The sequence below is a fragment of the Sphingopyxis sp. LC81 genome (assembly GCF_000756375.1).
Lineage (GTDB): Bacteria > Pseudomonadota > Alphaproteobacteria > Sphingomonadales > Sphingomonadaceae > Sphingopyxis.
The window spans coordinates 1-25,136 of sequence record NZ_JNFD01000023.1 but is presented as its reverse complement, the minus strand read 5'-3'; the positions used below and the strand labels follow the sequence as shown (position 1 = coordinate 25,136).

The 25,136-nt window shown below is 62.6% G+C and carries 28 protein-coding genes; 10 read left to right on the top strand and 18 right to left on the bottom strand.

Annotated elements, in window-relative coordinates:
- Positions 1-43 precede the first annotated feature (43 nt).
- The gene (locus FG91_RS12910) at positions 44-2,197 is read left to right on the top strand and encodes an FAD-dependent oxidoreductase (RefSeq protein ID WP_037515558.1); all 2,154 of its coding nucleotides are present in this window, start codon (positions 44-46) and stop codon (positions 2,195-2,197) included.
- A 614-nt stretch (positions 2,198-2,811) separates the two neighbouring features.
- A complete protein-coding gene (locus tag FG91_RS12905; RefSeq protein WP_037515557.1) occupies positions 2,812-3,237 on the top strand; it encodes a hypothetical protein in 426 nt (141 codons plus the stop codon).
- Here the strand turns inward: FG91_RS12905 and FG91_RS21030 are convergent.
- Complete coding sequence (locus tag FG91_RS21030; protein ID WP_052187564.1) at positions 3,234-3,620, bottom strand: TlpA family protein disulfide reductase; 387 nt, start codon at positions 3,618-3,620, stop codon at positions 3,234-3,236. The two genes, FG91_RS12905 and FG91_RS21030, sit on opposite strands and share 4 nt — an antisense overlap.
- A gap of 162 nt (positions 3,621-3,782) precedes the next feature.
- On the opposite strand from FG91_RS21030, the gene FG91_RS12895 reads away from it, so the two are divergent.
- The 4 genes from FG91_RS12895 to FG91_RS12880 are packed head-to-tail and all read left to right on the top strand — an operon-like array spanning position 3,783 to position 9,331.
- Complete coding sequence (locus FG91_RS12895) at positions 3,783-6,818, top strand: TonB-dependent receptor (protein WP_052187563.1); 3,036 nt, start codon at positions 3,783-3,785, stop codon at positions 6,816-6,818.
- A gap of 15 nt (positions 6,819-6,833) precedes the next feature.
- Positions 6,834-8,099, top strand: a complete 1,266-nt coding sequence (locus FG91_RS12890; protein ID WP_037515555.1) for a NupC/NupG family nucleoside CNT transporter — start codon at positions 6,834-6,836, stop codon at positions 8,097-8,099.
- A gap of 4 nt (positions 8,100-8,103) precedes the next feature.
- The gene (locus FG91_RS12885) at positions 8,104-8,724 is read left to right on the top strand and encodes a CDP-alcohol phosphatidyltransferase family protein (RefSeq protein WP_037515553.1); all 621 of its coding nucleotides are present in this window, start codon (positions 8,104-8,106) and stop codon (positions 8,722-8,724) included.
- A 1-nt stretch (position 8,725) separates the two neighbouring features.
- The gene (locus FG91_RS12880; RefSeq protein ID WP_037515551.1) at positions 8,726-9,331 is read left to right on the top strand and encodes a carboxymuconolactone decarboxylase family protein; all 606 of its coding nucleotides are present in this window, start codon (positions 8,726-8,728) and stop codon (positions 9,329-9,331) included.
- Between the two features lie 14 nt (positions 9,332-9,345).
- Here the strand turns inward: FG91_RS12880 and FG91_RS12875 are convergent, their stop codons facing one another.
- The 6 genes from FG91_RS12875 to FG91_RS22045 all read right to left on the bottom strand — a co-directional run bounded on the left by FG91_RS12875 (position 9,346) and on the right by FG91_RS22045 (position 14,416).
- A complete protein-coding gene (locus FG91_RS12875) occupies positions 9,346-10,329 on the bottom strand; it encodes an MlaA family lipoprotein (RefSeq protein WP_161785661.1) in 984 nt (327 codons plus the stop codon).
- Between the two features lie 2 nt (positions 10,330-10,331).
- On the bottom strand, positions 10,332-10,724 hold the full coding sequence (locus tag FG91_RS12870) for a hypothetical protein (protein WP_037515549.1): 393 nt from the start codon (positions 10,722-10,724) through the stop codon (positions 10,332-10,334).
- Positions 10,725-11,083: 359 nt separating this feature from the next.
- Positions 11,084-11,659 carry a carboxymuconolactone decarboxylase family protein gene (locus tag FG91_RS12865; protein ID WP_037515548.1) on the bottom strand — a complete coding sequence of 192 codons (576 nt, stop codon included), beginning with the start codon at positions 11,657-11,659 and terminating at the stop codon, positions 11,084-11,086.
- A gap of 136 nt (positions 11,660-11,795) precedes the next feature.
- Entirely contained in the window at positions 11,796-12,377 is a 582-nt protein-coding gene (locus FG91_RS12860; RefSeq protein WP_037515546.1) for a TetR/AcrR family transcriptional regulator, read from the bottom strand.
- A gap of 529 nt (positions 12,378-12,906) precedes the next feature.
- A complete protein-coding gene (locus FG91_RS12855) occupies positions 12,907-13,611 on the bottom strand; it encodes a flavodoxin family protein (RefSeq protein ID WP_037515545.1) in 705 nt (234 codons plus the stop codon).
- A gap of 262 nt (positions 13,612-13,873) precedes the next feature.
- Positions 13,874-14,416: a hypothetical protein gene (locus FG91_RS22045; protein WP_161785660.1), complete on the bottom strand. Its 543-nt coding sequence runs from the start codon at positions 14,414-14,416 to the stop codon at positions 13,874-13,876.
- 229 nt (positions 14,417-14,645) lie between these two features.
- Between FG91_RS22045 and FG91_RS12845 the strand changes: the two genes are divergently transcribed.
- From FG91_RS12845 to FG91_RS12835, 3 genes are all read left to right on the top strand, one after another.
- Positions 14,646-15,296, top strand: coding sequence for a DUF6969 family protein (locus FG91_RS12845; RefSeq protein WP_037515583.1), 651 nt, complete (start codon positions 14,646-14,648; stop codon positions 15,294-15,296).
- A gap of 149 nt (positions 15,297-15,445) precedes the next feature.
- Entirely contained in the window at positions 15,446-15,901 is a 456-nt protein-coding gene (locus tag FG91_RS12840) for a CBS domain-containing protein (protein WP_052187561.1), read from the top strand.
- A gap of 3 nt (positions 15,902-15,904) precedes the next feature.
- A complete protein-coding gene (locus FG91_RS12835) occupies positions 15,905-16,660 on the top strand; it encodes a YiiX/YebB-like N1pC/P60 family cysteine hydrolase (protein WP_037515541.1) in 756 nt (251 codons plus the stop codon).
- Positions 16,661-16,859: 199 nt separating this feature from the next.
- Here FG91_RS12835 and FG91_RS12830 read toward each other — a convergent pair whose 3' ends face one another.
- From FG91_RS12830 to FG91_RS12785, 10 genes are all read right to left on the bottom strand, one after another.
- Positions 16,860-17,258 carry a hypothetical protein gene (locus FG91_RS12830; RefSeq protein WP_037515539.1) on the bottom strand — a complete coding sequence of 133 codons (399 nt, stop codon included), beginning with the start codon at positions 17,256-17,258 and terminating at the stop codon, positions 16,860-16,862.
- Complete coding sequence (locus tag FG91_RS12825) at positions 17,258-18,601, bottom strand: bifunctional alpha/beta hydrolase/OsmC family protein (RefSeq protein ID WP_235212033.1); 1,344 nt, start codon at positions 18,599-18,601, stop codon at positions 17,258-17,260. The genes FG91_RS12830 and FG91_RS12825 overlap by 1 nt, the downstream gene beginning before the upstream one ends.
- Complete coding sequence (locus FG91_RS12820) at positions 18,585-19,043, bottom strand: DUF6789 family protein (protein ID WP_037515535.1); 459 nt, start codon at positions 19,041-19,043, stop codon at positions 18,585-18,587. The genes FG91_RS12825 and FG91_RS12820 overlap by 17 nt, the downstream gene beginning before the upstream one ends.
- Before the next feature lie 261 nt (positions 19,044-19,304).
- Positions 19,305-19,949, bottom strand: coding sequence for an NrsF family protein (locus tag FG91_RS12815; protein ID WP_037515581.1), 645 nt, complete (start codon positions 19,947-19,949; stop codon positions 19,305-19,307).
- A gap of 5 nt (positions 19,950-19,954) precedes the next feature.
- The gene (locus tag FG91_RS12810) at positions 19,955-20,479 is read right to left on the bottom strand and encodes a sigma-70 family RNA polymerase sigma factor (RefSeq protein ID WP_037515533.1); all 525 of its coding nucleotides are present in this window, start codon (positions 20,477-20,479) and stop codon (positions 19,955-19,957) included.
- Complete coding sequence (locus tag FG91_RS12805; protein ID WP_037515531.1) at positions 20,476-20,943, bottom strand: DoxX family protein; 468 nt, start codon at positions 20,941-20,943, stop codon at positions 20,476-20,478. The genes FG91_RS12810 and FG91_RS12805 overlap by 4 nt, the downstream gene beginning before the upstream one ends.
- Before the next feature lie 3 nt (positions 20,944-20,946).
- Positions 20,947-21,693 (bottom strand): HvfC/BufC family peptide modification chaperone, encoded by a 747-nt coding sequence (locus FG91_RS12800; RefSeq protein ID WP_052187560.1) that lies wholly within the window; start codon positions 21,691-21,693, stop codon positions 20,947-20,949.
- Positions 21,680-22,642 carry an MNIO family bufferin maturase gene (bufB, locus tag FG91_RS12795; protein WP_235212032.1) on the bottom strand — a complete coding sequence of 321 codons (963 nt, stop codon included), beginning with the start codon at positions 22,640-22,642 and terminating at the stop codon, positions 21,680-21,682. Before bufB ends, FG91_RS12800 begins: the two co-directional genes overlap by 14 nt.
- Complete coding sequence (locus FG91_RS12790) at positions 22,614-22,949, bottom strand: BufA1 family periplasmic bufferin-type metallophore (RefSeq protein WP_081940580.1); 336 nt, start codon at positions 22,947-22,949, stop codon at positions 22,614-22,616. Before FG91_RS12790 ends, bufB begins: the two co-directional genes overlap by 29 nt.
- 54 nt (positions 22,950-23,003) lie before the next feature.
- Positions 23,004-23,300 (bottom strand): BufA1 family periplasmic bufferin-type metallophore, encoded by a 297-nt coding sequence (locus FG91_RS12785; RefSeq protein ID WP_037515529.1) that lies wholly within the window; start codon positions 23,298-23,300, stop codon positions 23,004-23,006.
- Between the two features lie 119 nt (positions 23,301-23,419).
- Between FG91_RS12785 and FG91_RS22040 the strand changes: the two genes are divergently transcribed.
- Complete coding sequence (locus FG91_RS22040; protein WP_161785659.1) at positions 23,420-23,587, top strand: hypothetical protein; 168 nt, start codon at positions 23,420-23,422, stop codon at positions 23,585-23,587.
- 45 nt (positions 23,588-23,632) lie between these two features.
- On the opposite strand, the gene FG91_RS12780 is transcribed toward FG91_RS22040, so the two are convergent.
- On the bottom strand, positions 23,633-24,901 hold the full coding sequence (locus FG91_RS12780) for a site-specific integrase (protein WP_037515527.1): 1,269 nt from the start codon (positions 24,899-24,901) through the stop codon (positions 23,633-23,635).
- Positions 24,902-25,136 lie beyond the last annotated feature (235 nt).

Here is a 25,136-nt window from a genome sequence, read left to right as displayed (position 1 = left end):
GTGCGACCAATCTCGCCAAAGGCCTCCCGCCGGAAGGAAGATCATGAACAAGCGTTTCGTCCTGCTGCTGCTGCTCGTGCTGGCGCTTGCCGCATGGGTGCACTTCGACCTCGGCGACTGGCTGACGCTCGAAGCCCTGAAATCGCAGCAGGCGGCGATCGACGGCTATTTTCGCGCCAACCCGCTGCTCGTGGCGGGGCTATTCTTTCTTGTCTATGTCGTGCTGACCGCGCTTTCGGTCCCCGGCGCGGCGATATTGACGCTCGCCGCAGGGGCGATCTTCGGTCTCTATTGGGGGACGCTGATCGTCTCCTTTGCCTCGACGATCGGCGCGACGTTCGCGTTTCTCGCCTCGCGCTATCTGTTCCGCGACGCCGTCCAGGCCCGCTTCGGCGACCGGCTACGGCGCGTCAATGAGGGCATCGCCCGCGACGGCGCCTTCTATCTGTTCTCGCTGCGGCTCGTGCCGGTCTTTCCTTTCTTCGCGGTCAATCTGCTGATGGGGCTGACGCCGATCCGCACCGTCACCTATTTCTGGGTCAGCCAGCTCGGCATGTTCCTCGGGACCATCATCTATGTGAATGCAGGCACCCAGCTCGCGCGCATCGATGCGCTGTCCGACATCGCCTCGCCGGGCCTGCTCGCTTCTTTCGCCGCGCTCGGCCTGCTGCCCTGGATCGGCAAGTGGATCATGGCGACGATCAAGCGTCGCCGCATATATGCGCGCTTCAACCGCCCGCGCCGCTTCGATCGCAATCTCGTCGTGATCGGCGCCGGCGCGGCGGGACTGGTCTCCTCCTATATCGCGGCGACGGTGAAGGCGAAGGTGACGCTCGTCGAGGCGTCAAAAATGGGCGGCGATTGCCTCAACTATGGCTGCGTGCCGTCGAAGGCGCTGATCAAGTCGGCGCGCATTGCCGAGCAGATGCGGCATGCGGACCGTTACGGACTTGTGTCGGCGTCGCCGCAGATCGGTTTCCGCTCGGTGATGCAGCGCATCCACGACATCATCGCAACGATCGAGCCGCACGACAGCGTCGAACGCTACACTGAGCTTGGGGTCGATGTGGTGCAAGGCTATGCCCGGATCATCGACCCCTGGACGGTCGAAATCGCGCGCAATGACGGCGAAATCCAGCGACTCACGACGCGGGCGATCGTCATCGCAGCGGGCGCCGAGCCGGTCGTCCCCGATCTGCCTGGGCTTGCCGATTCGGGGTATCTGACCAGCGATACGCTGTGGGAGGAATTTGCTGCGCGCGACATCATGCCGCAGCGGATCATCATCTTGGGCGGCGGGCCGATCGGCTCGGAGCTCTCGCAGGCTTTCGCGCGGCTCGGTGCCGACGTCTCGCAGGTCGAACGTGGCGCTCGATTGCTGCCGCGCGAGGACGAGGAGGTGTCCGAGCTGGCGCGCGATGCGCTCGAAGGCGCCGGCGTCGAGGTCCTGACCGGGCATGAAGCCTTGCGCGTAGAAGGGACCGAGGGCGCTCGGCACCTGATCGTGGGCCATGCCGGCGGCGAACGCGCGATCGCATTCGACGCGCTGATCGTCGCGGTCGGGCGCAAGGCACGAATGTCGGGCTATGGGCTCGAGGATCTCGGCATCGAAACGCAGCGCACCGTCGTTACCGACGAATATCTCGCGACCGTTTTTCCCAACATCTATGCCGCGGGCGACGTCGCTGGGCCCTATCAGTTCACGCACAGCGCGGCGCACCAGGCCTGGTACGCCAGCGTTAACGCGCTCTTCGGGCAGTTCCGGCGCTTCAAGGCTGATTATCGCGTCATCCCGTGGACGACTTTCATCGACCCCGAAGTCGCTCGCGTCGGGCTCAGCGAGGCCGAGGCGATCGAAAAGGGCGTCGCGGTCGAGGTCACGCGCTACCCGCTCCACGAACTCGACCGTGCGATCGCGGACTCGGCGACCACGGGCTTCGTCAAGGTCCTGACCCCGCCGGGCAAGGACCGCATCTTAGGGGTCACGATCGTTGGCGAACATGCCGGCGAACTGCTCGCCGAATATGTGCTCGCCATGAAGCATGGTCTGGGCCTCGGAAAGATTCTCGGGACCATCCACACCTATCCGACGATGGCCGAGGCGAACAAATATGCCGCGGGCGAGTGGAAGCGGGCGCATGCGCCCGAGCGCCTCCTCAAGCTGGTCGGGCGCTATCACGACTGGCGGCGCGGATGAGGCGTGACGGGAAATTGTCGCAGCGGTGTAACCGTGCGGGAAAAGTCTTCGAACCTGCAAAGATGCGCGGCCTGTTTTTCCTTTTGCTGATCCTGTTTGCAGGCGTGACCGCCACGGTGATGCCCGCGAGCGGTTTTGATGCCGTATCCAGCGCGCGATGCTGCGAAAGCGGCTGCCCTCTGCCTGACGGCTGTGAGCAAGCCTCGATGGCGTGCAAGCGCGCCTGTTCGGCCGCGGTTCTCCCCGCAAACCCACAACCGGACGCGCCGGCGCCACTCGCTTTCACCGAACGTCATGCGGCGGTTCGCTTGAACTCCTTGACGCGAAATCCACCCGTTCCCCCGCCGCGCGGCTTCGCGATATCCGACTTCAACCAATCGATATCAGGAGAATTGACATGAAATTTGCTGCAAAACTTCTCGCCGCTACGGCGCTTCTGTCTTCGGGGACCGCTTATGCGGCGGCTCCCGCGGCCGTTGTCCAGGCTTGCTGCGCGCTTGCCGCGTGCTGCGGTTTGCCGTGCTGCTAATACGCTAGGCGGGCGGGGGCCGGCTATCCGGCCCCCGCCCAAGCGCGCGAAGGCGCGCGCTCAATTCTGAAAAGAAGGACGACCGATGAAAGCCCAATCGCTGCTCTTGCTCCGGATCGGAACTGGATTGCTGCTCGTCGTGTGGGGCATGATCCGCCTCGCCAGCCCCGACAAGGGCGCGGGTGTCAGCGTCAAATATTACGCCGGGCTCGGCGCCAGCGATACGATCCAGCTCGTCTGGGGCGCGATCCTGCTGGTCGTCGGATTGCTCACGATCCTCGGGCTGTTCCGCCGGTTCGCCTATACAGCGCAAGCGGTCATTCTGGTGACGGGGGCGCTGTCGATATGGAAATATCTGCTCGACCCCCTCGGTCTCTGGCTCCTCGATCGTGACAGCAGCCAAGTCCTTTTCTTTCCCTCCCTCGCGGTCGCCGGCGCGACCCTCGTGCTGCTCGCTTTTCGCGACGAAGACCGGATTGCGCTCGATCGCATGCTGGCGCGGCGCGGCTAGCGGGCGCGTTCGAGCATCGCCACAATCTCGTCCTCGCGCGTCGCGGCACTTGCCGCGACCCGCAGCGAGCCTTTGTAGATGTGGAGCATGCCATAGCGCTTCGCGCCGATCCGCTTCCAGTCGGCATCGGCCGTCTTTTCGCTAATGCGCAAGAAGAGGGTGTCGCGGTACCGTTCGCGCTGCAGCAGCCTTGACAGGACGGGGCCGCGCACGCGGCATGGCAGGCACCAGGGCGCATAGGTTTCGACGACGATGGTTCGTCCTTCGCGTTGCGCCTCGGTGAATCGGACCGCGTCAAAGGCCATGGGGCTTGCGGAAGCCGCGCTCACGGCGCCCGGGGTTGCGGCGAGCAGAATTCCAAGCGCGGGCCAGATGGGCGCCATATACGCATCTCCTTCGTCATCAATACGCCCTGGGCCGCGCGCCGGTTACAGGACGTCGCCCCAGATCGGCATTGCAGCGACTGTAAGGAATGGCGCCGCACGGCGACCAAGAGGCGAACAATCAGAAAAAAGCGCAACGGCGCCTTGTCCATGGAGTGAAGCTTGACCCTTTTCCCGCGTCTCACGGCCGGTGCAACCGCATCGCTCCTTGCAATCGGCTTTGCGCTGCCTGCCGCCGCACAGCAGGCCGGCATCCAGATTGCCGTGGTCGCCGACGACGGGCGCCCACTGGCGGATATCGACGTGCTGGTCGAGAACCCGGGCATCGGCTTCCGCCGCATTGTGCGGAGCGATGCACAGGGACTGGCGCGGATCGAAGGGCTGACCACCGCCGGCGAATATCGCGTGTCGGCGCTGGCAAACGAGCGCTTTGAGTCAGGGGAGCCCGCGCGCCTTTCGTTGCGTGCCAATTTTTCGAGCAGCGTGACGTTGCGGCTTGCCCCCGCCGGGACCGCGATCGTCGTCACCGGCAAGCGCGGCATCACCGCGCTCAACAGCGTCAACGCCGAGGTGTCGGCATCGCTCGGCGAAGAGGAGCTTGCCGCGCTGCCGATCGAGGGGCGCGACGTGCTCGGCGCCCTGGTCCGGCTCCCGGGCGTCGTACCGTCAACCGGCTTCTTCCCCGAAGCGCCGTCGATCTCGATCAACGGCTCGAACGGCCTCGACACCAATTATCTGATCGACGGGCTCGACAATAACGAAAATTTCCTCGGTGGGATCAAGTTCCCGGTGCCGCTCGGCTTCACGCGCGAAGTGACCGTACTCGCGAACAGCTATTCGGCGGCCTATGGCCGCACCGCCAACGGCATTGTCAACTATACGACGCCATCGGGCACCAATGATTATCATGGCGAAGTCTATGCGCTGGTACGGCCGGGGCGTCCGTTCGATGCCCGCTCGCCCTTTCCGCGGCGCGACCTTTCGGGCAACGCGGTCGGTGAGAGCTTCGAGCGCTATCAGGCCGGTGCGAGCCTTGGCGGTCCGATCGCGCGCGATCGTACCTTCTTTTACGCCAATTTCGAATATACGCGCGATCGCAATGTCCAGATTGTCGATGCTCCGGCGCTCGGCACCGTCGCCAATGTGACCGGCAACAACCAATTCTACCTCGGATCGTTGCGTCTCGATCACCGCCTGACCGACGACTGGACGATCGGGCTGCGCGCCAATGTCGGCCGCGTTACCATCGACCGCCCCGGCGGGGCGCTCGGCGGCGGCAATGTCACCTTTCCGTCGGCGGGGTCGGACCAGGACCGCTTCTCGACCCTGGTTGCGGCAACCGCGAGCTATTCGGGCGATGTCTGGAGCTATGACGGCGCGCTCCAGTTCAGCCGCTTTCGCTGGAATTACGGCAAGCCGAAAGGACCCGCGGGAGCGCAGGTCGCCATCCGCGATCCGAGCGGGCTTACGGTCGGCGTCGTCGGCCACCCGGGGTTTGTCTTCGACGATGTCGAGGAGAGCTGGCAGACGACGCACCGCTTGCAGCGGCGGCTCGGCAACCATCGCTTGCGCTTCGGCGCGGACCTCATCCAATCCAATTTTTCGCTGCTCGGGGGCGGCAATCCCGACGGCAACTATACCGTCGATCTCACCGCTGCCCAGCTTGCCGCACTTGCAGCGAGTGGACAGGGGCTCGCGCTTTCGGCGGACGATGTCCTCGCGCTCGATCCCGCTGTCGCCAATTATTCGGTCGAGCTCAGGCCGCAGTCTTTCGGCACCGGTCAGACCCAAATCGCCTTCTATGTCGAGGATGAGTGGCAATTGTCGCCGCGTCTCACCGCGACCCTTGGCGTGCGCTGGGACTATGACAGCCTGACCGCCAAGGGCAGCGGCGGCGGCGATTATGACAATGTCGCGCCGCGCTTTGCGCTCAACTACCGGCCCGATGCACGCTCGACATTGCGCTTCGGCGCGGGCATCTTCACCGGCAAGCTCTCCTATGCCGTGATTTCGGACGCGCTCCAGCGCAATACAACCTCGGCGGGCTTCCTGACCCAGCTGGGGTCACTGCAGGCGCAAGGCTTGATTCCGGCGGGTACCAATCTGTCCGCATTGACCTTCGACGGCAATCTTGGCGTGTCCCCGCCCTGTGCGACGGTCTCGGCCTGCCCTACCCCCGCGGAGGTTCAGGCGTTGCGCGGGACCGCGACCCTTGGCGAAGCGCGCATCCTCAGCCCGACCGGTTATCGCAGCCCGTGGAGTCTCCAGCTGAGCGGCGGCTATCAATATCAGGCGAACGACACGCTGACCCTGAGCGCCGACGTCATCTATAGCCGCACGCACAATCTCGCCCGGCTCCGCGACCTCAACGCGCCCGCGCCCTTCACGCCCAATCTCGCCAATCTGACCGACGCCAATATCGCGTTGCTGCGGGCGCAGGCTGACAATGCGGCGCGGTTCGCGCTCGCCGAGGCGCTCGGTCTTGTTCGCTCGCAGGCGACCGCCGACGCGACGCGGCCGGTGGCGCTCGTGCCTGGCGGGGCGCGCCAAATCACCGTGTCGGAAACGGCGGGCGAGTCCGAATATAAGGCGCTGATCCTGCAACTCGCCAAGGCACGCGGCAGCGATGCCTTCGCGTTCCGCTTATCTTATACCTTGTCGAAGCTCAGCAACGATACCGACGACATCAACTTCCGGGCCTCCAATTCGAATGACTTCTCGGCCGAATGGGGACCGTCGGCCAACGACCGCCGCCACGTCATTTCGGCGGTTGGCTATCTCTATCCGCTTGAGGGTCTGACATTGAGCGTCGCCGGCCTTTTCCAGTCCGGCCAGCCGGTGAACCTCGTCCCCGACGCGCGGATCTTCGGGACGCAGGATCTCAACGGCGACGGCGCCTCGTTCGGCGAGAATTTTGTCGGCAACTCGGACCGCTATCCCGGCGCCGCGCGCAATTCGGCGCGCTTGCCCTGGTCGGCGACGGTCGATGTCGGGGCTCGCTATGCGGTCCCGGCCTTTGACGGCCGGATCGAACTCAGCGCCGATGTCTTCAACCTCTTCAACGCCAACAATGAATCGGGCTTTGCGAATGCCGCGACAACGTCCAATCAGGTGCAGTTCGGAGGCGGGGCACCCTTCGTGCAGCGCAATGCCGGGCCGCCGCGCCAGTTCCAGTTCGGCGCGGCATGGAAATTCTAGGGGAGGAATAGGCGGATGGCGTGGCTCGCAAACCTGCAGGGACTTGTCGGCCTGACGGCGATCCTGCTGCTGGCCTGGCTCCTCTCCGAGGATCGCCGCGCCCGGCCCGGTTGGCGCTGGATCGGCGGCGCGCTGCTCCTCCAGCTCGCCATCGCCTTCGCGGTGACCCGCATCCCCTTCGTCTGGACCCTTGTCGGTTTTGCCAATGGCGCGGTGGCGGCGATCGAGAAAGCGACGCTCGTCGGGTCGAGCTATATGTTCGGCTACACCGGCGGCGCCCCGATTCCGTTCCTGCTCAAGCCCGGCGCCGAGGCGCCGGTCGTGATCGCCTTCCAAATCCTGCCGCTGATCATCGTTTTTTCGGCAATCTCGGCGTTGCTCTGGCACTGGGGCGTGCTGCGCGCGCTGGTTCGCGGGCTGTCGTGGGCGCTGCGCAAGACGCTTGGGGTCAGCGGGGTCGTCGGCCTTGGCGGCGGCGCCACCATCTTCCTCGGCGTCGTCGAATCGCCGCTTGTTCTGCGCGCCTGGTTCGACCGGATGAGCCGCGCCGAACTGTTCATGATCATGGTGATGATCATGGCGACGATCTCGGGCGCGATCCTCATCCTCTATGCGACAACCCTGGCGAAGACGGTGCCGAACGCGGTCGGCCACATGATCGTCGCGTCACTGATTTCGCTTCCCGCCGCGGTGCTGGTCGCCCGGATCATGGTGCCGGGCGACGGATCGCCGGGCGCTGATGCCGCCGAGCCCGACCTTGCCTACGAGAGCAGCATGGACGCGGTCATCCGCGGCACGATGGAGGGCGTTCAGCTCGTCCTCGCGGTGATCGGTATCATCATCGTCGTCTTCGCGCTCGTCAACCTCGCCGACCAGCTGCTCGCGCTGCTGCCGCCGGCCAATGGGGCGCCGCTGACGCTCCAGCGCCTGTTCGGCTGGCTGTTCGCGCCGCTGATGTGGGCGATCGGCATCCCCTGGGACCAGGCGCCCGCTGCGGGCGGGCTGATGGGGACCAAGGCGATCCTCAACGAATATGTCGCCTATCTCGGTCTCGCCGCCATGCCCGCGGGAACGCTCGATCCGCGCAGCCTGCTGATCACAACCTACGCGCTGAGCGGGGTCGCCAATCTCGCCAGCGTCGGCCTCCTGGTCTCGACCGTCGCGACGCTGGCGCCGGCGCGCCGCCGCGATGTCGCGGAGCTCGGGATGAAGAGCTGGGTGGCAGGCAATATGGCATCAGCGATGACCGGGGCGGTCATCGGCCTCGTGACCTGGGCCTAGACCGATGTTCGATGCCCGTCTTCGTCCGCTGATCGACCCACCGCTCAATGCGATGGGCCGATGGCTTGCGCGTCGCGGTATCGGCGCCGACGCGATAAGTCTCATGGGTATCATGCTTGGCCTTGCGGCCGCGGCAGCGATTGCGCTTGCCGACTATCATGCAGGCCTCGCGCTGATCCTCGCCAATCGCCTCCTTGATGGCCTCGACGGCGCGGTCGCAAGGGCGACGCGGCTGACCGACTTTGGCGGCTTTCTCGATATCGTGGGCGATTTCATTTTCTATGTCGCAGTCCCGGTGGGCTTCGCAATCGCCGACCCCGACAATCTCTTGCCGGCGCTCGTGCTAGTCGCGGCTTTTGCCGTCACCGGGACCAGCTTTCTTGCTTATGCGACGCTTGCCGCAAAACAGGGCCTTGAAACCCAGGCCCACGGCCGGAAAAGCTTCTTCTACAACAGCGGCCTGGCCGAAGGCAGCGAGACGATCCTGTGCTTCATCCTCATGGCCATTTTCCCCTCCTATTTCGTACCGCTCGCCTGGGGTTTTGCCGCTTTGTGCCTCCTGACCGTCATACAACGAACCTGGATAGCGCGGCAGGTTTTTGGTTCGACTGACAAGGAGAAATAGCATGCCGGTCTTTCCATCGATCGAAGGCGAGCCAGCGCTCGACAAGCTCTTTCGCCGCTTTCCGCACGCGGTCCTGCCTTTGCTCGAATATCATGACAGGGTGCTGCGCGACCCCTCGCCGCTGACGGTCGCGGAACGCGAGCTGATCGCTGCCTATGTATCGGGTCTCAACGCCTGCACCTATTGCCACGGCGCGCATGTGGTCGCGGCGCGCGCCTTTGGCATCGACTCAGAAATTTTCGAGGATCTGATGGCCGACGCTGCGTCGAGCAAGATCGACGAACAACTGAAACCCTTGTTGGCCTATGTCGCAAAGCTCACGCGCAATCCCAGCCAGATGTGCGACGCCGACGCCGTGCCGGTTTACGCGGCAGGCTGGAACGAGGAAGCGCTATTCGACGCGATCAGCATCTGTGCGCTGTTCAACTTCATGAACCGCATCGTCGAAGGCGCAGGGATCAAGGGCAATCCGCTCGCCGCAGACCGCGCGGAAATCGAGGCCCGCATGGAGCGTATGGGGGGAGCGACCAGTGATCCGCATCGCGGCGAACCTATCTATGCGCGCCTTGCCGCGCGATGGGGCATCGAGCCGGGGCGCAAGGATTGAGCTGCCGCTCCCGCTTATTCGCGACCACCGCCCGGTGACGCTTCCCTCTTCCCCAGACAGGATCGTCCCGTAATCCCGGATTTATCGGTCGACGCAGGAACTGACGGCTCGGCTTCAGATTGGCTCTTGCCCCTCAGCGCGTCGATGTCGCGCCGACGCATCTCGAGATAGAGGGTGCGGGTCTCCACATAGGGGTCGCTGCTTTCGAGCTGCAGGCGGCGTATATCCGCGTCGCGATCGACCCGGTCGTTGAGTTTGGTGATCGTCGTTGTTGGAATCGCATAGGCGGAGCGATTGAATGGTTTACCGAAAGCGGCGGGCAGGACCAGGAGATCGACCCCGTCGCCCACCATGTCACGCAATGTGGTCGGACCGATCAGCGGCAGGTACATATAGGCCCCCGGCTTTAGCCCGTAGACGCCGAGCGTATTGGCAAATCCATTTGGTCGATAGGGAAGGTTGAACGGCTTCTTCTTCGCGACGTCGAAAACCCCCGCCACGCCGATCGTCGAATTAAGAGCGAAGCGCCCAACCGTTTCCGCCGCCTTGCCGATCTTGAGCTGGAGTAGGAAGTTCAGGAAATTCACCGGCTCGCCGACGTTCCGCAGCGCGTTCCCCACGCCGTCGCGCAGCGGTTCAGGCACGCCTTCCTGATAACCGCGGGCAATAGGTCCGACAAATCTCCGGTCGACCGACTGGGCAAGCTGGAAGGATTGGATATTGATTTCTTGCAGCGGATCGCCTGGTGGCGGATCGCCGCGTGCGGTAACGACGATCTCGCTTGCGGCCTGCTCCGCTTCCAGCGTCTCGTTGGAATCCGGCGCTGCTGGTGGCGCTACCTCGAGACTTTGCTGGCTCGCGCCGGGCGTTTCAGATCCGGCGGCAGGACCGCTGTCCGCCCGCTGCTCGCAGCTAGCGATGGCTCCGCCGTCTGCCATTGGATCGATGATCGTGTTCGCCGCCGCCGACGAAAGAAGGAGCGCGGCAAGAGCTGACACGCTCATAAGAGCCGGGAAATCTGCGGCGGTTCATTGATGGCTGGGGCGCCATATCGTAACTGGCGCGCGTTCGCGGCAAGCTGTTCCAGTTGCTCGGGTGAAAACTCGGTTTTCAGCTCGCGGCGCACAATGTCTTCAAGCGCCGCGTCGGGGTAATTTTGCAGGCAAATCCAGATCCGCAGCGCTTCGAGCTTTGAGTTCGCCAAGCCACGATGAATCCACGACGGTCGCCTGTGTAGTAACGACCGCAACCGGTGACCCCAGCGAGCGAGAGCGTTATTGTTGCGCGACGGGCAGTCAAGTTGGCCCACCAAAATGGCGCCTTCCTGTTCCGCGGTCAGGCAGAGGATGCCAGAGCTGGCTGGCTGGATCACGTCCGAGCTTGCTTCGTTCATCTGGCGCGCCTTCCCGATCGCCCGATCTGCTGCCTTTGGCAATTCAAGGCGCGCATCGCGGCTTCTGGATAAGATTGGCTCAAAAGGATTTTGTGCCTGCCCTTTTACATTCGGGCATCACCTGGATCTGGTTACAATCAGGGGCCGTCCAACACCCAAATCGGCGCGATATTCTGCGTCAGGAAACGGAACCGCAATTCTAGCATGCCGGCCGCTCGACCCGCGCGCGCTTTTTTTTGAGAGTCCCATCGCCGCTGTTGCGACCCGGCGGCGATGGGACTCCTCCGGCGTTGGAGCCGGTCCGCGTGCCTTTGGGGGACTTCGCGAACCGGCCGGTACCGGAATGCAGGCGATCGGTCTCAGGCAGGCGGCGTCCAGGCGCGGCCCGCGAAGGCAGGATCGACCTCGGTGTGGAAGATATGGTTGCTGTAATTCGAGATGACCTTGGCACTCAGGGCAAGGATGATGCCAAGGATGTGGGTTTCCTGATATCCGGCGGCGAGGAATGCCTCGGCCTCGGCTGGCGAGGGGTTGCCACGGCTTTCAGTCATGGTTGCGACAAAGCGGCGAAGCGCCTCGAGCTTCCTGTCGCTGATCGGCTGGTCGGCCCTGATCGCGTCGGTCACCTCGGCCGGCACCTTTGACATCGCGTCGGCGACGAAACTATGCGCGGCAACGCAATAATGGCATTCGTTGATCCGGCTGATCGTCAGCAGGACGACTTCCTGTTCGATCGCAGTGAAGCCCGCTTCGGCCCGAAATTTCGAGTAAGCGAAATTATACGCTTCGAGCAATCCAGGCAGATTGGCCATGGCGGCGTACATATTGGGCACCATGCCCATCGCTTTCTGCGCCGCCTGTAGCGGCGTACTGACAGCGGGGTCGCCGTCGTCGGCACGGCGCAGCGGCAATGTCGTTCGGAATGTCTCGGTCATATCTGTTTCCTTTCTTGAGTCGAAGTCCACCCTCCGTGGGGCGATGGCAGTGAGCTCTGGCGGCAGGGTTAGTGATTGGCCTCCGCCTGTTCTCTCTAAATATGGAACAATCGTTCCAAACCGCGCAAAAAAAATCCTAGCGAAGCGATCGAAGCACGCCGTCGCGAACACCATCGAGGTAATCGCGCTCCGGGCGACTCCGAATCATCACCAGCAGTCCGAGCAAGGAAGCGAGCGCCTGGTGGGCCAGCAGCCCCGCGTTGCGGTTCGGGTCGAACTCTCCGATCGCCTGGCCCTTGCGGATCATGGCAAGAAAAAATGCTTCGATTTCGTCCTGCGCAGCGTTGACGACGTCGGCAATCTCAGCGTCGTGCGCCGCAAGCTCGAGCGCCGTGTTGATGATGAAGCAGCCCCAATTGTTACCGGGGACCTCGGTCTGGCCAATGAACTTATCAAACAGCGCGCCAATCGCCTCGGCGGGTGCACGAGCGCGCGCGAGTTCCTGAAGCGTGTGACCGCGCACTTCGCCGTCATACTTCCGCAGGGCCGCGAGGAACAGCGCGCGCTTGTCTCCATAGGTCGCGTAAAGGCTCGCGCGGTTGACCCCCGTTGCGGCGACGAGGTCCTGCATTGAGGTCGCTTCATAGCCGCGCGTCCAGAACGCATGCATCGCACGCGTCAGTGTCTCGCCGACATCGAATCGCTTTTCCCAAGGCATAACCAAGTCTGGATTGTTTGGAACGATCGGTCAATACTATTTTGAGGGGAGCGATGCTGAAGGTGCAAGGCGGTTCAAGGCGCCGGATCGCTGGAGTTTTTTGGGCGCCACGCGCCGCGAGCGGGAGGCACCGCAGTCCAGCCGTGATCGCTTGGCCGGGACGCCGTTCACCAACGCCTGGCCGTAGCCTCCGCGCTTGGACCGATCGACGACGACGCCGCAATGGTGGGACAATCTGGCCTCGTCTGTAATAAGGCGCCGGAATCCGAACAGCCCGGCGCGATTGTCCGAAGCACCCGCGCCGGCGGGATGCGCAACCGCCTTAACGGCCGTCTCGATTGGGTCCCGTGCAGCCGAGGGGGGTTGTAGCAAGACATGGGCGGCGGCGATATCGGCCCGTGTCTGGACCAGTGCATATTCGGCCATGCGCGTTCCGCCAAGTCGGGCGAGCGCCGATCGCCAGCCGGCGCGTGAGGCGATCCTTTCGAACAGTATAGTCGGTCAACACAGTGGAGACGCCGGGTGTCGATCAGCGATATTCCGGATTGGGATGGTCGAACCGCGCGCCGCCGTCCCAAGCCGTCCGCTGGTTGCCATGCGCGGGGATGCCGCCCGCCGCCTTTAGCAGCCGCGCGAGATGCATGAGGTTCCATGCCATGAAGGCCGTGTTGCGCCGGGTGAAATCATTGTCGAGCCCCGTACCGTTGTCGCCGTAGGACGGACCGGGTCCGGCCTCGCCGATCCAACCCGCGTCCGACTGCGGCGGGATCGTGTATCCGAGATGCTGAAGTGAGTAGAGCATGTTCATCGCGCAATGCTTGATCCCATCCTCGTTACCGGTCACGACGCAGCCGGCGACGCGGCCATAATAGGCATATTGCCCCTTGTCGTTCAGCTTTCCTGAATAGGAATAGAGGCGCTCGACCACCCGCGTGCAGACAGAGGATTTGTCGCCGAGCCAGATCGGTGTTCCCAGCACCAGGATATCGGCCGCCATGACCTTGTCCTGGATGCCTGGCCAATCGTCCTCCGGCCAGCCATGCGCGGTCATATCGGGCTGCACGCCGGGGGCGATATTCCAGTCGACCGCGCGGATCGTCTCGACCGCCACCGCATTGGCCTCCATGATCGCAACCGCATTATCCATTAGGTGTTGGGTGTGCGAGGTTCCCGGCGACGGCGTGAGCGTACAGTTGATGAAGATCGCGCGGAGCGGCACGAGCGGGTCGGTCATGGTGATCCTTCCTCGGGTGTTGACCGGAAATTCCGGTTTGGCGGGCACGGCCCCGCGTCGGTGGTCCTGTCTCTACGCGCCGCCGTGCAGATCGGTTGCCCACCCCCTTGGCCGACAACCGTGGCGTGCAAAATGCCACGCAGTTTGCTGAGGTGTAACCAATTCGATGTCCCACGCGAACCGGGAGTGAGGCCGAATAGTCCCATTTCGGCCGCGCCGCGTCACCTTTCACCCTTCTCCCAGGTGACGCGGCCTATGCGGCTCATCCGCACCGCCAGAAAAAATCCCGCTTGCTGTAACCGGGAGCCGTTCGCCCGCGAACCTGAGCAGACATAGGATATGCCGCCGCTATCGCGTTCCGCCGCTCGCTGATGTCGAGCCTGGCTAGCGCGAGGAGCAAGCCGGCAACGACAGGGCCATTCGCCCGGCCCCATGGTCGGACGTTTCGGATGCGGCGAAGGGGCGCTGCCGCAACCGGCTTTTCAGCCCGTACATTATTGGGAGCAAAACAGATGAAGAGAATGAAATTCGCGTCGATGTTGGCCGTGGCCGGTGGCCTCGCCATGGCGACGTCCGCCTGTTCGGGTAGCGAACCGGTCGAACAGGATAGCGCCGCTGCAACCGCCGAACTGGCCGACGACGGCAGCGTCGCGGCCGATTGTACGGCCGCGTCCTGCGCCGCAAAGGAATGCGGTGCGAAACCTTGTGCTGCGGGCCCATGCGCTGCCAAGGACTGTTCCGCGAAGCCCTGCGCGGCAAAGGAATGCGGCGCGAAGCCTTGTGCCGCCAAACCCTGCGCGGCCAAGAAATAATAGCTGCCTCTCGCTCCCCGGCGGACTCGCGCGAACGCGGCTCGCGACTTGTCCGTCGGGGAGCGGCATTTGGGACGCCGCGAACGCAATGGCGGGTCATCGCCGGTTTCGCCTCGAGTGCTGAGGGCGTGGTTGATGCATGTCCAGACTGCGCGGCGTGATCGCGCTTCGCTTGCCGGTCGCGCCACGAACGCATATTCTGGAAATATCTTGGGGATGATCATGGAGCCGATCGACGCCGCAGCCGTCGTGATCGATACGATCGTGCAGATGGCGGGCGAGGCGCGTCCGCTCATGCAGCGCGTGCTGCCGGACGCCGACGTTCATTGGTGGTCGCACTATCCCGACGACGATGCGCGCGATGAAAAGACGCGCTCGCGCTGGTATTATCATGTGCATCCCCCGGGCACCCGCGATCCGGCCGAGCATGGGCATTTCCATCTCTTCCTGCACCGAACCCAGCTCGACATTGCAGAGCGCCCACTGGCAGCACCAGCAGAAGGCGAGGCTGCGCCAGCCCATGTCACGCACATTGCGGGTCTGTCGGTCGATCATGATGGCGTTCCGCGCGGCTGGTTCGCGACAAACCGCTGGGTCACCGATGAATTTCTCTATCCGGCCGAAACGGTGATTGCCCATCTTGACCGCTATAATGTGGATAACACCTCAGAAGATCATCATGTGAATCGGTTGCTGACCGCCATGGTCGCGCTTTACCGGGTCGAGTTGGCCGAACTGCTGCGCGCCCGGGATGCTGGCCTGGCCAAATTGGTCAAGGCCGACGGGGCGGCCGCTTATGAGGCGGGACATGATGTCTTGGCGACCTGCGCGATCGACCTCGACGCCAAGCTCGAGGCCCTGGGTCTGAATTGACGAATGGCGCTCTGCGCCCGTTCGCGGTTCTTGCCCGATATTTGCGCAGAGCATCGCTCATCTTCATTCGCGCGCGCGCTTCATCTTTGTAACCGGCGCCGCAATTTCTCCGAATCCAGCATAGGGGCGATTGAACGGAGGTACCCGACATGAAGATTGCCGCCATCGTCTCCCGCAAGGGACGCCAGTTCGAAACCGTCGATGAAATGGCACCCCTGTCAGAGGCCGCTGATGTGATGCATCGCAAGGCGATCGGGTCGGTCGGCGTGGTGAAAGGGAATGCTGCGTCCATCTCCGGACTCGTTTCGCAGCAGGAGCTGACCTCGGCGGTCGCGCTGCATGGCGCCGACGCATTGTGCTGGCCGGTGGTTGGCTTCATGCGCAAACCTGTTCTCTCCTGCCGATGTGAAGATGATGCGGCCGAGGTGATGCGCTCCATGACCCGCGAGCGGTGCCGTCATGCGGTTGTCTGGAATGTCGCAGGGGGCGTAGCCGGGCTCGTGTCGCTTGGGGATCTTGTCGCAGCCTTGTTGGAGGAGGCGCAACTCGAAGCCGGCGTCCTGCGCGATCTCGCACGTTCGCGCTTGCTCGCGATGCCGGGATAGGTCGTGGGCCTTCTGCTTGGCATTGGGCGGCTACTGGCCGGATATCTGACCGGTCCGTCGAGAGCGCCCTATGCCAATGTTCCGACCGACGAAGCGGCACTTGCGGCTACGATCCGGGCCGGCGATGTGCTCCTGGTCGATGGCCGTCAGCGCGTCAGCACCGCTATCAAATATCTTACCCAATCGACATGGTCGCACGCGGCGCTGTGTGTCGAAGCGTCCGGCCAGTCTCCCGTTCGCCGACCTTCATTCATCGAAGCGGATGCGGTCGAGGGGGTTCGGCTGGTCACCAGCGAGGAATTTGTCGGTTTGCACAGCCGAATATGCCGCCCGGTGGGACTAAGCGAGATTGAGATCGGCGCGGTCACCCGGTTTGCCCGCGACCATATCGGCGACGCCTATGACCTTGCCAATGTCGTCGATCTCGCCCGCTTTCTCTGCCCAACGCCGCCTGTGCCTTCAAGCTGGCGCCGCCGGATGATCGCGCTCGGCAGCGGCGAACCCACCAAGGCCATCTGCTCGACCCTGATCGCTCAGGCTTTCCAGTCGATACGCTATCCGATCCTGCCTGCAATAACGCAGGAATTGATCGACGATCCCGATTGCCGCGATTGCCTGCGCGATATCCTCCATATCCGCCATCATAGCCTGTTCACGCCCCGCGACTTCGACGTTTCTCCCTATTTCGAGATCGTCAAGCCAACGCTCGCTCAAGGCTTCGACCATCACAGTCTCTCTTGGGCCTTGGCTTCTGCGTAGCAATGCGGTGACCCGCCAGATGCCGCGCGTCGCGACAAGGGGCGCCGCTTTATCGGTGCGATCCGACGCTCTCCGACTCTTGCGACGGGTTCGACGAAAACGACGCCGATGCGGCGAAGTCCCAAGGTCGATACCGCACCCATCGCTTGGCGGCATTTCGGTCATCCGGAGAGGCGCGGGATAGCCGGCCGACAAGCTATCAAATCGTCATTTCGCCCTGTTGAGCGAGCCGATATTCCGCAATACCGTTCGTGACCGCCGCTATTGCCCAAAGCAGGGCCAGAAATACGACGATGCAGAGTAGAAAATTGACGGCGCTTTGCACGATCTTCTGCCAGCGCGGAGCAGTGTCGGCAAATAGTCGAACTTCGGGGCGCAGCAAAAAACGCGATGCAATGTAGCCGAAGAGCAAAATCGCCAAACCCCAATGGAGCAGATTAAAGAGCGGTATTGGATAACGGGTGGCCAGAAATTGGGCGAACCCCACAATGGCAGACCAGCGCACCAACTGAAACGCCTCGTCGACAAAGGCTTCGAAGCGCAAGCCAATCGCACCGCGGACATTCTGATCGGTGAGCCGCGCGATCCTCTCCCACATCAGCTGTGTCCGTCTGTATCAATAATGGTCTTCACCTTCGCGCCCGCCTCCAGCGTGCGATGGACAGGACATTTATCCGCAATCTCGTGAAGCTTTTCACGCAATTCATCCGGGAGGTCCCCCTCCACGGTTATGCGCCGCTCGAAACGATCGATACGCCGGTCGCTCGCACGTTCCTCGACACTGCAATCGGCGCAATCGTCGACATGGATCTTGGCATGGCTGACGTCGACCGCGATCCGGCCGAGGCCGAGCTTCTTGCGTTCGGCATACATCCGCAGGGTCATGGAAGTGCAGGCGCCGAGCGCAATCGACAGGAAGTCATAAGGCGACGGGCCGGAATCGAGTCCGCCGACGGCTTGGGGCTCGTCCGCGAAAAGCCGGTGGCGACCGGCGCGTATGCTATTCTGGAACTTGCCGGCCCCGGTTTCGGCGATGCGGATATGCTCGACAGGCGCCTCGCCCTGCGGCCGGTCCTGTGCGACATAATTGCTGAGCCATCCGGCGATCACCCGGCCGGCAAAAGCCGCATCTTGCGGATCGGTCAGCAAATGGTCGGCCGTATCGAGCGATACGAAACTCTTGGGATGTTTGGCTGCCTGGAAAATCTCGGTCGCATTCTCGATCCCGACGATCTCGTCGCGCGGTGCGTGAAGGACCAGCAGCGGCTTCTTGAGACCGGCGACGGCCGCGTGCATTTGCTGGCTGCGGATATCGTCGACGAACTGTTTCTGTATGTGGAACGTCCGCCCGGCAAGATTGACCTCCGCCACGCCGTCGCGCTCGATGTCTTCGAGCCGTCCCCCGAGATTCTTGAGGACGTGCGCGGCATCGGCCGGCGCGCCGATCGTGACGACGGCCCGCACCTCGGGAATGTCCTTTGCCACCGCCAGCACCGCTGCGCCCCCCAGCGAATGGCCGATCAGCACCGAAGGCGCTTGGAAATGATCGCGCAAATGCGCGGCCGCGAGAATAAGATCGGCAACATTGGAGGAGAAATTGGTCGAGGCGAACTCGCCGTCGCTCGATCCCAACCCCGTGAAGTCGAAACGCAGGACGGCGATCCCTTCACGCGCCAGCTCCGCTGCGATGCGGCGAACGGCGCCGAGATCCTTAGAGCAAGTGAAGCAGTGGGCGAACAAGGCATAGGCGCGCGCCGGACCATCGGGCAAGTCGAGGCGGGCGGCCAGCCTCGCCCCGGAATGGCCGGCGAACTCGAGCTTCTGGGCGATTGAGGTCATAGACAATCCTCTTGCTTCCTGTCTCGCGAGAGGTCGCGCCGATGCAGCAGCACGGCGCGCCCGTCTTCGCCGGATTTGGGCTCGCTCAGGCCGGCGCTCCATCGACCGGGGAAGGCGACAGCTTGGCGAACACCAGACCCATCACCGCTCCGAAGACGATATGCAGGACAAGCGTCATCACGGGCGCCATCATGCCGAGTTTCATGCCGAACAGACCAGCACCGGCCATCGGCATGGGGAGGACCATCATCAAGAGCCAGGCGAGTATGCCGAAGGACACGCCCTTGGGCACTGCGCCGTGTCCAGGCAGAATTTTGTAAAGGAACGCGAAGAGAAGCCCCCAAGCGACGGTGCCGATCATGAAGTGCAGCAGCCAGGCGATGCCGGCGCCGCCGACCCCCATCATGTCCCCGGACATCTCGCCTAACATGGCGATCACATCGAGTTGCGGCATCAGTCCCATCATGGTCTTCACAAGCATGAGCCCCGACAGCACCACAGTCGCTACGAAGCCGGCGATCATTGAACGCATATAGTTATTCATGGCTCTTTCCCTTGCTCAATATCCTGACGGCGCACGAGGGCGAAATCTTGCTCGTGTCCGTCGGATAGCCAAGAGTCGACGGGCCGACCCGGCGAGCGCAGACGGTCCGGAATTGCTCGGGCAACCGCGGCACATATCCTTGCGCGTCGGGTCGCCATTCCGGCGACCTGCTTATTTGTCGCGCGGCCGGGCTGGTTTCTTACATCGCGTCTTTTTGGCGGAAATGCAGGCGTGGCTCGCAACGCGTTGCCGCCGCAGTTTCTACCAGCGGATCAGGCGCGGAACGAAAAGCCTGCCAAGTCCTGCGCTCACAGCGACCGCCAAACCGTGCCACAGCCCGATATGGACGATGTCATTATATTGGCAGTGAAAGGAGAAAGCGAATATGCCAAAGCTTCCGGCAGCGATCCCGGTGAGCAGGCCCGCACGCTCAGGCGACGTCGGCGCCCCGCGACGCAACCACCACACAAGCGCCGCTGCGACCAGCAAGCCGAGCGCGCTCCCGGCAATGAGGCAATCCAGGCCGTGTCCGGCTCCGGCGGCCGACATGGCGGCAGGCCCTCGCTTCAAACCGGTTATGATCGCTGCGATCGGCAGAAGCGCGGCCATGGCAGCCGCCCATCGCCAGCCGCTGTGATCGCTGCCGACATGGGGCCGGCTCATGACGATGACCGTCGCCGAGGCGGCAAGGCCAAGCAGGAAAAACAATCCGGTTGCCAACAGAAATACCGGGTCGAAATTGCCCGCCAGCACGTCAGCTCGAAATCCGAATAACAATGCGACGGCCGCCAGTGTGACGCCGAGCCCGGCGAGCGCGAAGGAAAGCCCGCCCGAAAGACGCAGCGGTCGGACCGGCTTGAGCCCACCGACAAGTTCGGTAATCAGGGAATTGCTATCACGGGACATGCTGTTCACGCTCTCTCGATCATCGCGGTCAATTTCTTCAAGCCGCGATGAATGTTGACCTTTATCAGGGATTCGCTTTGGCCGCAGGCGCGGGACGCCTCGGCGACCGATAATCCTTCGATCTTGACCAGCTCAATCGCTTGAGCCTGAGCCGATGGAAGCTGCGCGAAAAGCCGTTCGAGGCTGATGCGTGCGACGATCGCCGGTTCGTCACTGCTGCCAATAAACTCGTCCTCAAGCTCAATTTCCGACGTACGATAGACGCGGCGCAGCTGATCGACCCAGCGGTAACGAGCGATGGCGGCAAGCCACGGCAAGAAGGCGCGTGAGGGATCATAGGTTGCCAGCTTGCGGTGCAGCGCCAGCAATGTTTCCTGGACCAGATCTTCCAGATGGTTTGGCGCCACCCTCCTCGCAAAATATCGTTTCAGCCAGACCCGGCATTCCATCAGCAATGTGTGATACGCCAGCCGGTCCCCCTGCTGTGCCATCGCCATGAGGCGTGCAAGCGAAGGTTCGTCGGACTTCACGACGTGGCCTGACGGCCCTGCTGGCGCGCCAGCACGGCATCCAGTGACAGCCACCCGCCTCCGCGAACGATGAGCACCAGCGCCATCGCGACCCAAAGCGCATGCACCTGCCACCAGGCATCGGGGTAAACGAAGAGCTGAATGACCATCGCCATGCCCAACAGGGCGAAGGCCGACAGCCGCGTGAACAATCCGAGCACCAGCAGAATCGGAAACAGATGCTCGGAGACCGTAGCCATTATGGCGGCCAGATGGCTTGGCAAGGGAACGCCGCTATATTCCTCCTGGAAAAGGAAGAAGGTATTTTCACTGATCGTAAACCAGGTGCCCTCGGCAATCTTCGTCTGACCGGATCGCCAGAAGATTCCAGCCAACACCAGCCGCAAAAAGAACAGGGCAAAGCCTTCCTGAACCCGACCCGCGACCCACTCGACCGCCCGATCATAAAGCCTAAAAACGCCCATTGCCTAACCCGCCCGTTGCAATGCCCCTGACTCCATCAGCGCAATGAGCGCATTCATGATGTCGTCAGGAGGCAGTTGATGTTCACCTTCAGGTTCGGCGCCTTCCCCGAAAAGGTTACAGATGCGGACCGGCGTGCTGGCTTGTGCGAAAACGGCCGACATCGCCGTAGTCGCCGGTGCGACCAGCACTTGTGCATGCGGGCGCGTGAGCAGGATGGCGGGCGCGTCGCCGAGACCCGGCACTTCTTCGCCTATGATCTGGTGGACCAGCCGATTCAGACAGAGCAGCTGCGCGGCCGGATGGCGCTCCAGGACGATTTCAAGCAGAACGGCTTCGGCGATGCCGGCAAGATCAGCCAGCCCGAGGGTGGGCGCTTCGGCGGCATGATAAGATGCCAGCCACGCCCATTCGAAGGCGGCGAGATCGGCTTCGGCCAGCGTTTCCCCGCCCGCGCGCAGGAATGCTGCAAAATCTGCTCCGATAAGTGCAAGCGGATGACCAAGGACACCGGGCCAATCCAGATACATCCGGGACAATTTGTTGAATGCCTCGGTTCCCAGGCGGGACCGCGTGCGCGGAAATGTGTCTTCCAGCGCCACCAGGCGGGCGTGGGAGATGGTGTTGGCGTGGACCTTCATGCCCAGCAGCGCCCGCGCTCGCTCGCCGCGGAACAATCCCTCCGGAAGATGTGCCGGACCGTGATCGAGCGCCGACATTATCTCGGCTTGGACTTTCTCAAACGACAGCATCGGCACGGCTCCCGGCGGTCTGCTCTCGCATGATCGTCTCGGCCTTTTTCGCTTCACCGATCAGTATGTCATAATCGGGAATGTTCGTATCCCATTCGATGAGAACGGGTCTCCGACCGGCCCTCCCGACAAAATGGGCGAACAATGTCCAGGTCAGATCGGAAACCTCTGACCCATGGTCGTCGATCAGCAAGACGCCAAGCTCATGCTCTTCGCGCGCATGGCCCGCAAGATGCACCTCGCCGACGAGGCCCGGGTCAATCGCGTCGATCATGGCGCGAGGATCGAGACCCAAATTGGTTGCGGAGACCTCGATATTATTGATGTCGAGCAGGACCCCGCAGCCTGTCTCGCGGCACAGGCGATGCAGGAATTCCGCTTCGTTCATTTCATCCTCGGCGAAGGCAAGGTAGCGCGACGGATTTTCGATCAGGATCGGCCGTTTCAGACGGTCCTGAACGATCGAGACCTGACCCGTAAAATGGTGGAGCGCGTCCTCCGTATAGGGAAGCGGGAGCAGGTCGGGATATCGGTTGTTCGCGCTTCCGCTCCAGCTCAAATGGTCGGACACCGACGCGGGATCGTAACGGTCACAGAGGGATGCCAGCTGATCGAGCTCGTCTCGGTCGTGCCCCTGCGCGCTTCCCAGCGAAAGCCCGACCGAATGGAAGCTGAGCGGGATTTTCTCGGCAATCGCCGACAGCCAACGGTGCGACGGCCCGCCAGCGCTGTAATAATTCTGCGGGTGCACTTCGACCCAGCCGGGCAGGTCTATCGCGCGTGGGATTGCGGTGTGGATGCTGGCCGACGCGGACTCGATCACTCGGGAGTAGTGTTCGGGTTTCAGTCCAATTCCTACCGAAGGGGGCAAATCGGTGAGAAATTTCATATCAGCCAGCATCCTTTGCGACCCGAGGGCTTCAGCCGCTCTGGGCGACAGGTGCCGCATTGCCGGAACGCTCTACCAGAGAGCCGCCCAGCGTTTCGCATCGTTCAGCCTCGACATATTTCCAGGCATTGCCTTGGTAGTCGACGGTCGAGGTGCCCGCGCATGTCGTTCCGGGCCCTGCCTTGCAGTCATTCTGGCCCTTCAACGCAACGCCAAAACATTTGTCGCGCTCGGCCACTTTGGCAGCATCCGATGCATTCGCATCGCTTTTGCCGTTGCTGACGTTTGGCCCGCACGCGGCGAGCAACGCGGCGCTAGCAAGTATCGTAACGAACCTGGCTTCAGGGCTTCGGTGTGCCATCATCATGACGAATCCTCCAAGAATTGGCGCGAGAGGCGATGAGAAACTGTCAGTCGGCGATCAGCTCCGCTTTGGAGCCGGACGGGCATTTCCTGCATGCGCTTCGAGCGTGCCGCCCATTTTGATGCAGGCGCCCTTGGCGACATATTTCCAGGCATTGCCCTGATAATCGACGGTCGACGTCCCGGCACAGCTGGTGCCCGGTCCGGCGGCGCAGTCATTCTTGCCTTTCAGCGACACGCCATAGCATTTTTCTTTCGCTCCGGCTTGCGCCTGAGCACTGGCGGGCGAGGTGGCCAGGAGGGCCGCGGCGGCGAGCGATGCCGCAGCGGCAGCAAATTTCGCGGGTGTTTTCATGATAGTTCTTTCCATGCCATCGCGAGGCGCTTCTTGCCCCGCACCATTATGTTCGGTGCGTCCCGTCATTTGGTTACAAGCTTGGAACCAGCGCCCCGGCAAGTCGCGGCGGCAATCGCTTGGAGATCGGCCTGCTATCAAAAAGCCATGCGATGCAAGCCCTGGCTGAAAGTCAGAATTTCGCACAGGATTTCATGGTTATGGCAACGACTGTCGTCAGCAATGAGAAAGAGCCAGAACACCGCTGTCGCAATTCAGCCCTTCTGGGCGGTCTGCATCCGCATTGACTACCGCTAGCGTTTGATCTTACCGGCTGGCCGGATGGCAGAGGTCTAGGCCGCTAACTGCATCAGCCGCTGCTGTGCAGCGCCCTTCAGCAGCAATCGTTCAATCTCGTCGGATGTGCGCCGGACGGCAAGCTTCAGCGCTTCATCGATATGGACATAATCCTGCGTCACATTCTGGGAAGCATGGCCAAGCATAGCGCGAATTGTGAGTTCCGAAAATCCGAGGTCACCGGCGACGCTTCCGAAGGTATGACGAAGCGTGTGAGGCGTGACGCCTTTGATCCCTGCCAGGCCGCACACCCGCTTCAGGCAATCGCTGACCGCGGTGAACGGGCCTTCCCCTACCGCCGAGGGAAACAGATGGGGGTTGCCGGCAATTTCCGCCTGCGCTTCGAGCACACGGATTGCGGCGGGCCCGATTGCGCGGATTTGCGCGCCGCCCTTGGTATCGGGAAACATGACATAGCCGCGATCGGGGTGCAGCCAGCTGCGTTGCATCGCTTGGCCTTCCTGACGGCGATAGCCGGTCAGGAGCAATGTGCGCACCACGCCAAGGGCGACCGGGTTTTCCCCGCCGGCCTCGGCATAAGCGATTGCCTTTCCGAGCAACTCGATCTCAGCGGCGCTGAGGCGCCGGGTCCTTTTCTTTCCGGCGAGTTTCTTGGCCCCAAGCGTCGGATGGGTTTCGAGAAGTCCCTTATGCTTGGCGTGGCCGAGGATCGCCTGGAGCGTGCCGACGCAGCGACCCGCCACGCCGGGGCCACCGGTCGCCTTTCCGCCACGGCCTCCCGTCCGGGGCTTTGCAGTCTTACCGTTCTTCACATCGGTCTGCATCTGCTCGACGATCGCAATCGTCAGATGCTTGACGATCCGGTTGCCGATTAGGGGACCGATATGCGTGCGGATGCGGCTCTCATCCAGATCGAGCGACGATGTTTTGATGGGGACGTTCTTCCGGCCGAGTATGTTCCCGGCCCGAGCCTCTTCAAGATACCAGCTGCACATCTCGGAAACCGTCATGCCCTTGCGAACCTGGCGGACCTTGTCAGCGGGGTCTTCTCCGACAATGACCTCAGCCAGTTTCAGTTTCGCGAGATCGCGAGCCCGGTCGACAGTCAGCACACCAAATCGTCCGAGGTTCATACGACGCTTGATGCCCTCGGCATTTCGATACTGGACGACAAAGGTCTTGATACCCGATGCCATGATCCGAAGACCGAAGCCCTTCACCTCGGTATCCCACAGAATGACTTGTTTCGCTTTTGGCGGAACGAGGGCGTCTATGGCCCGCTTGGTCAACTTCACTATCGGCATGCGCACCTCCTGTTGGAGACACAGCCTCGGAAATCGTCCGTGTCTCCAATGTGTCTCCAAATTCGCGGAAAAAGGGGACGGCCGCAGGATACATTAGGCGGTAAACTAATAAATTTAGTTGCGCGAAGCGGTACTGGTTGATTCAAGGCTCGTGAAAGGAGCCTTGCAATGCATCGCCGTTTTGAACTGACAGATTTCGAGTGGTCAATTATTGAGCCGCAGCTTCCCAACAAGC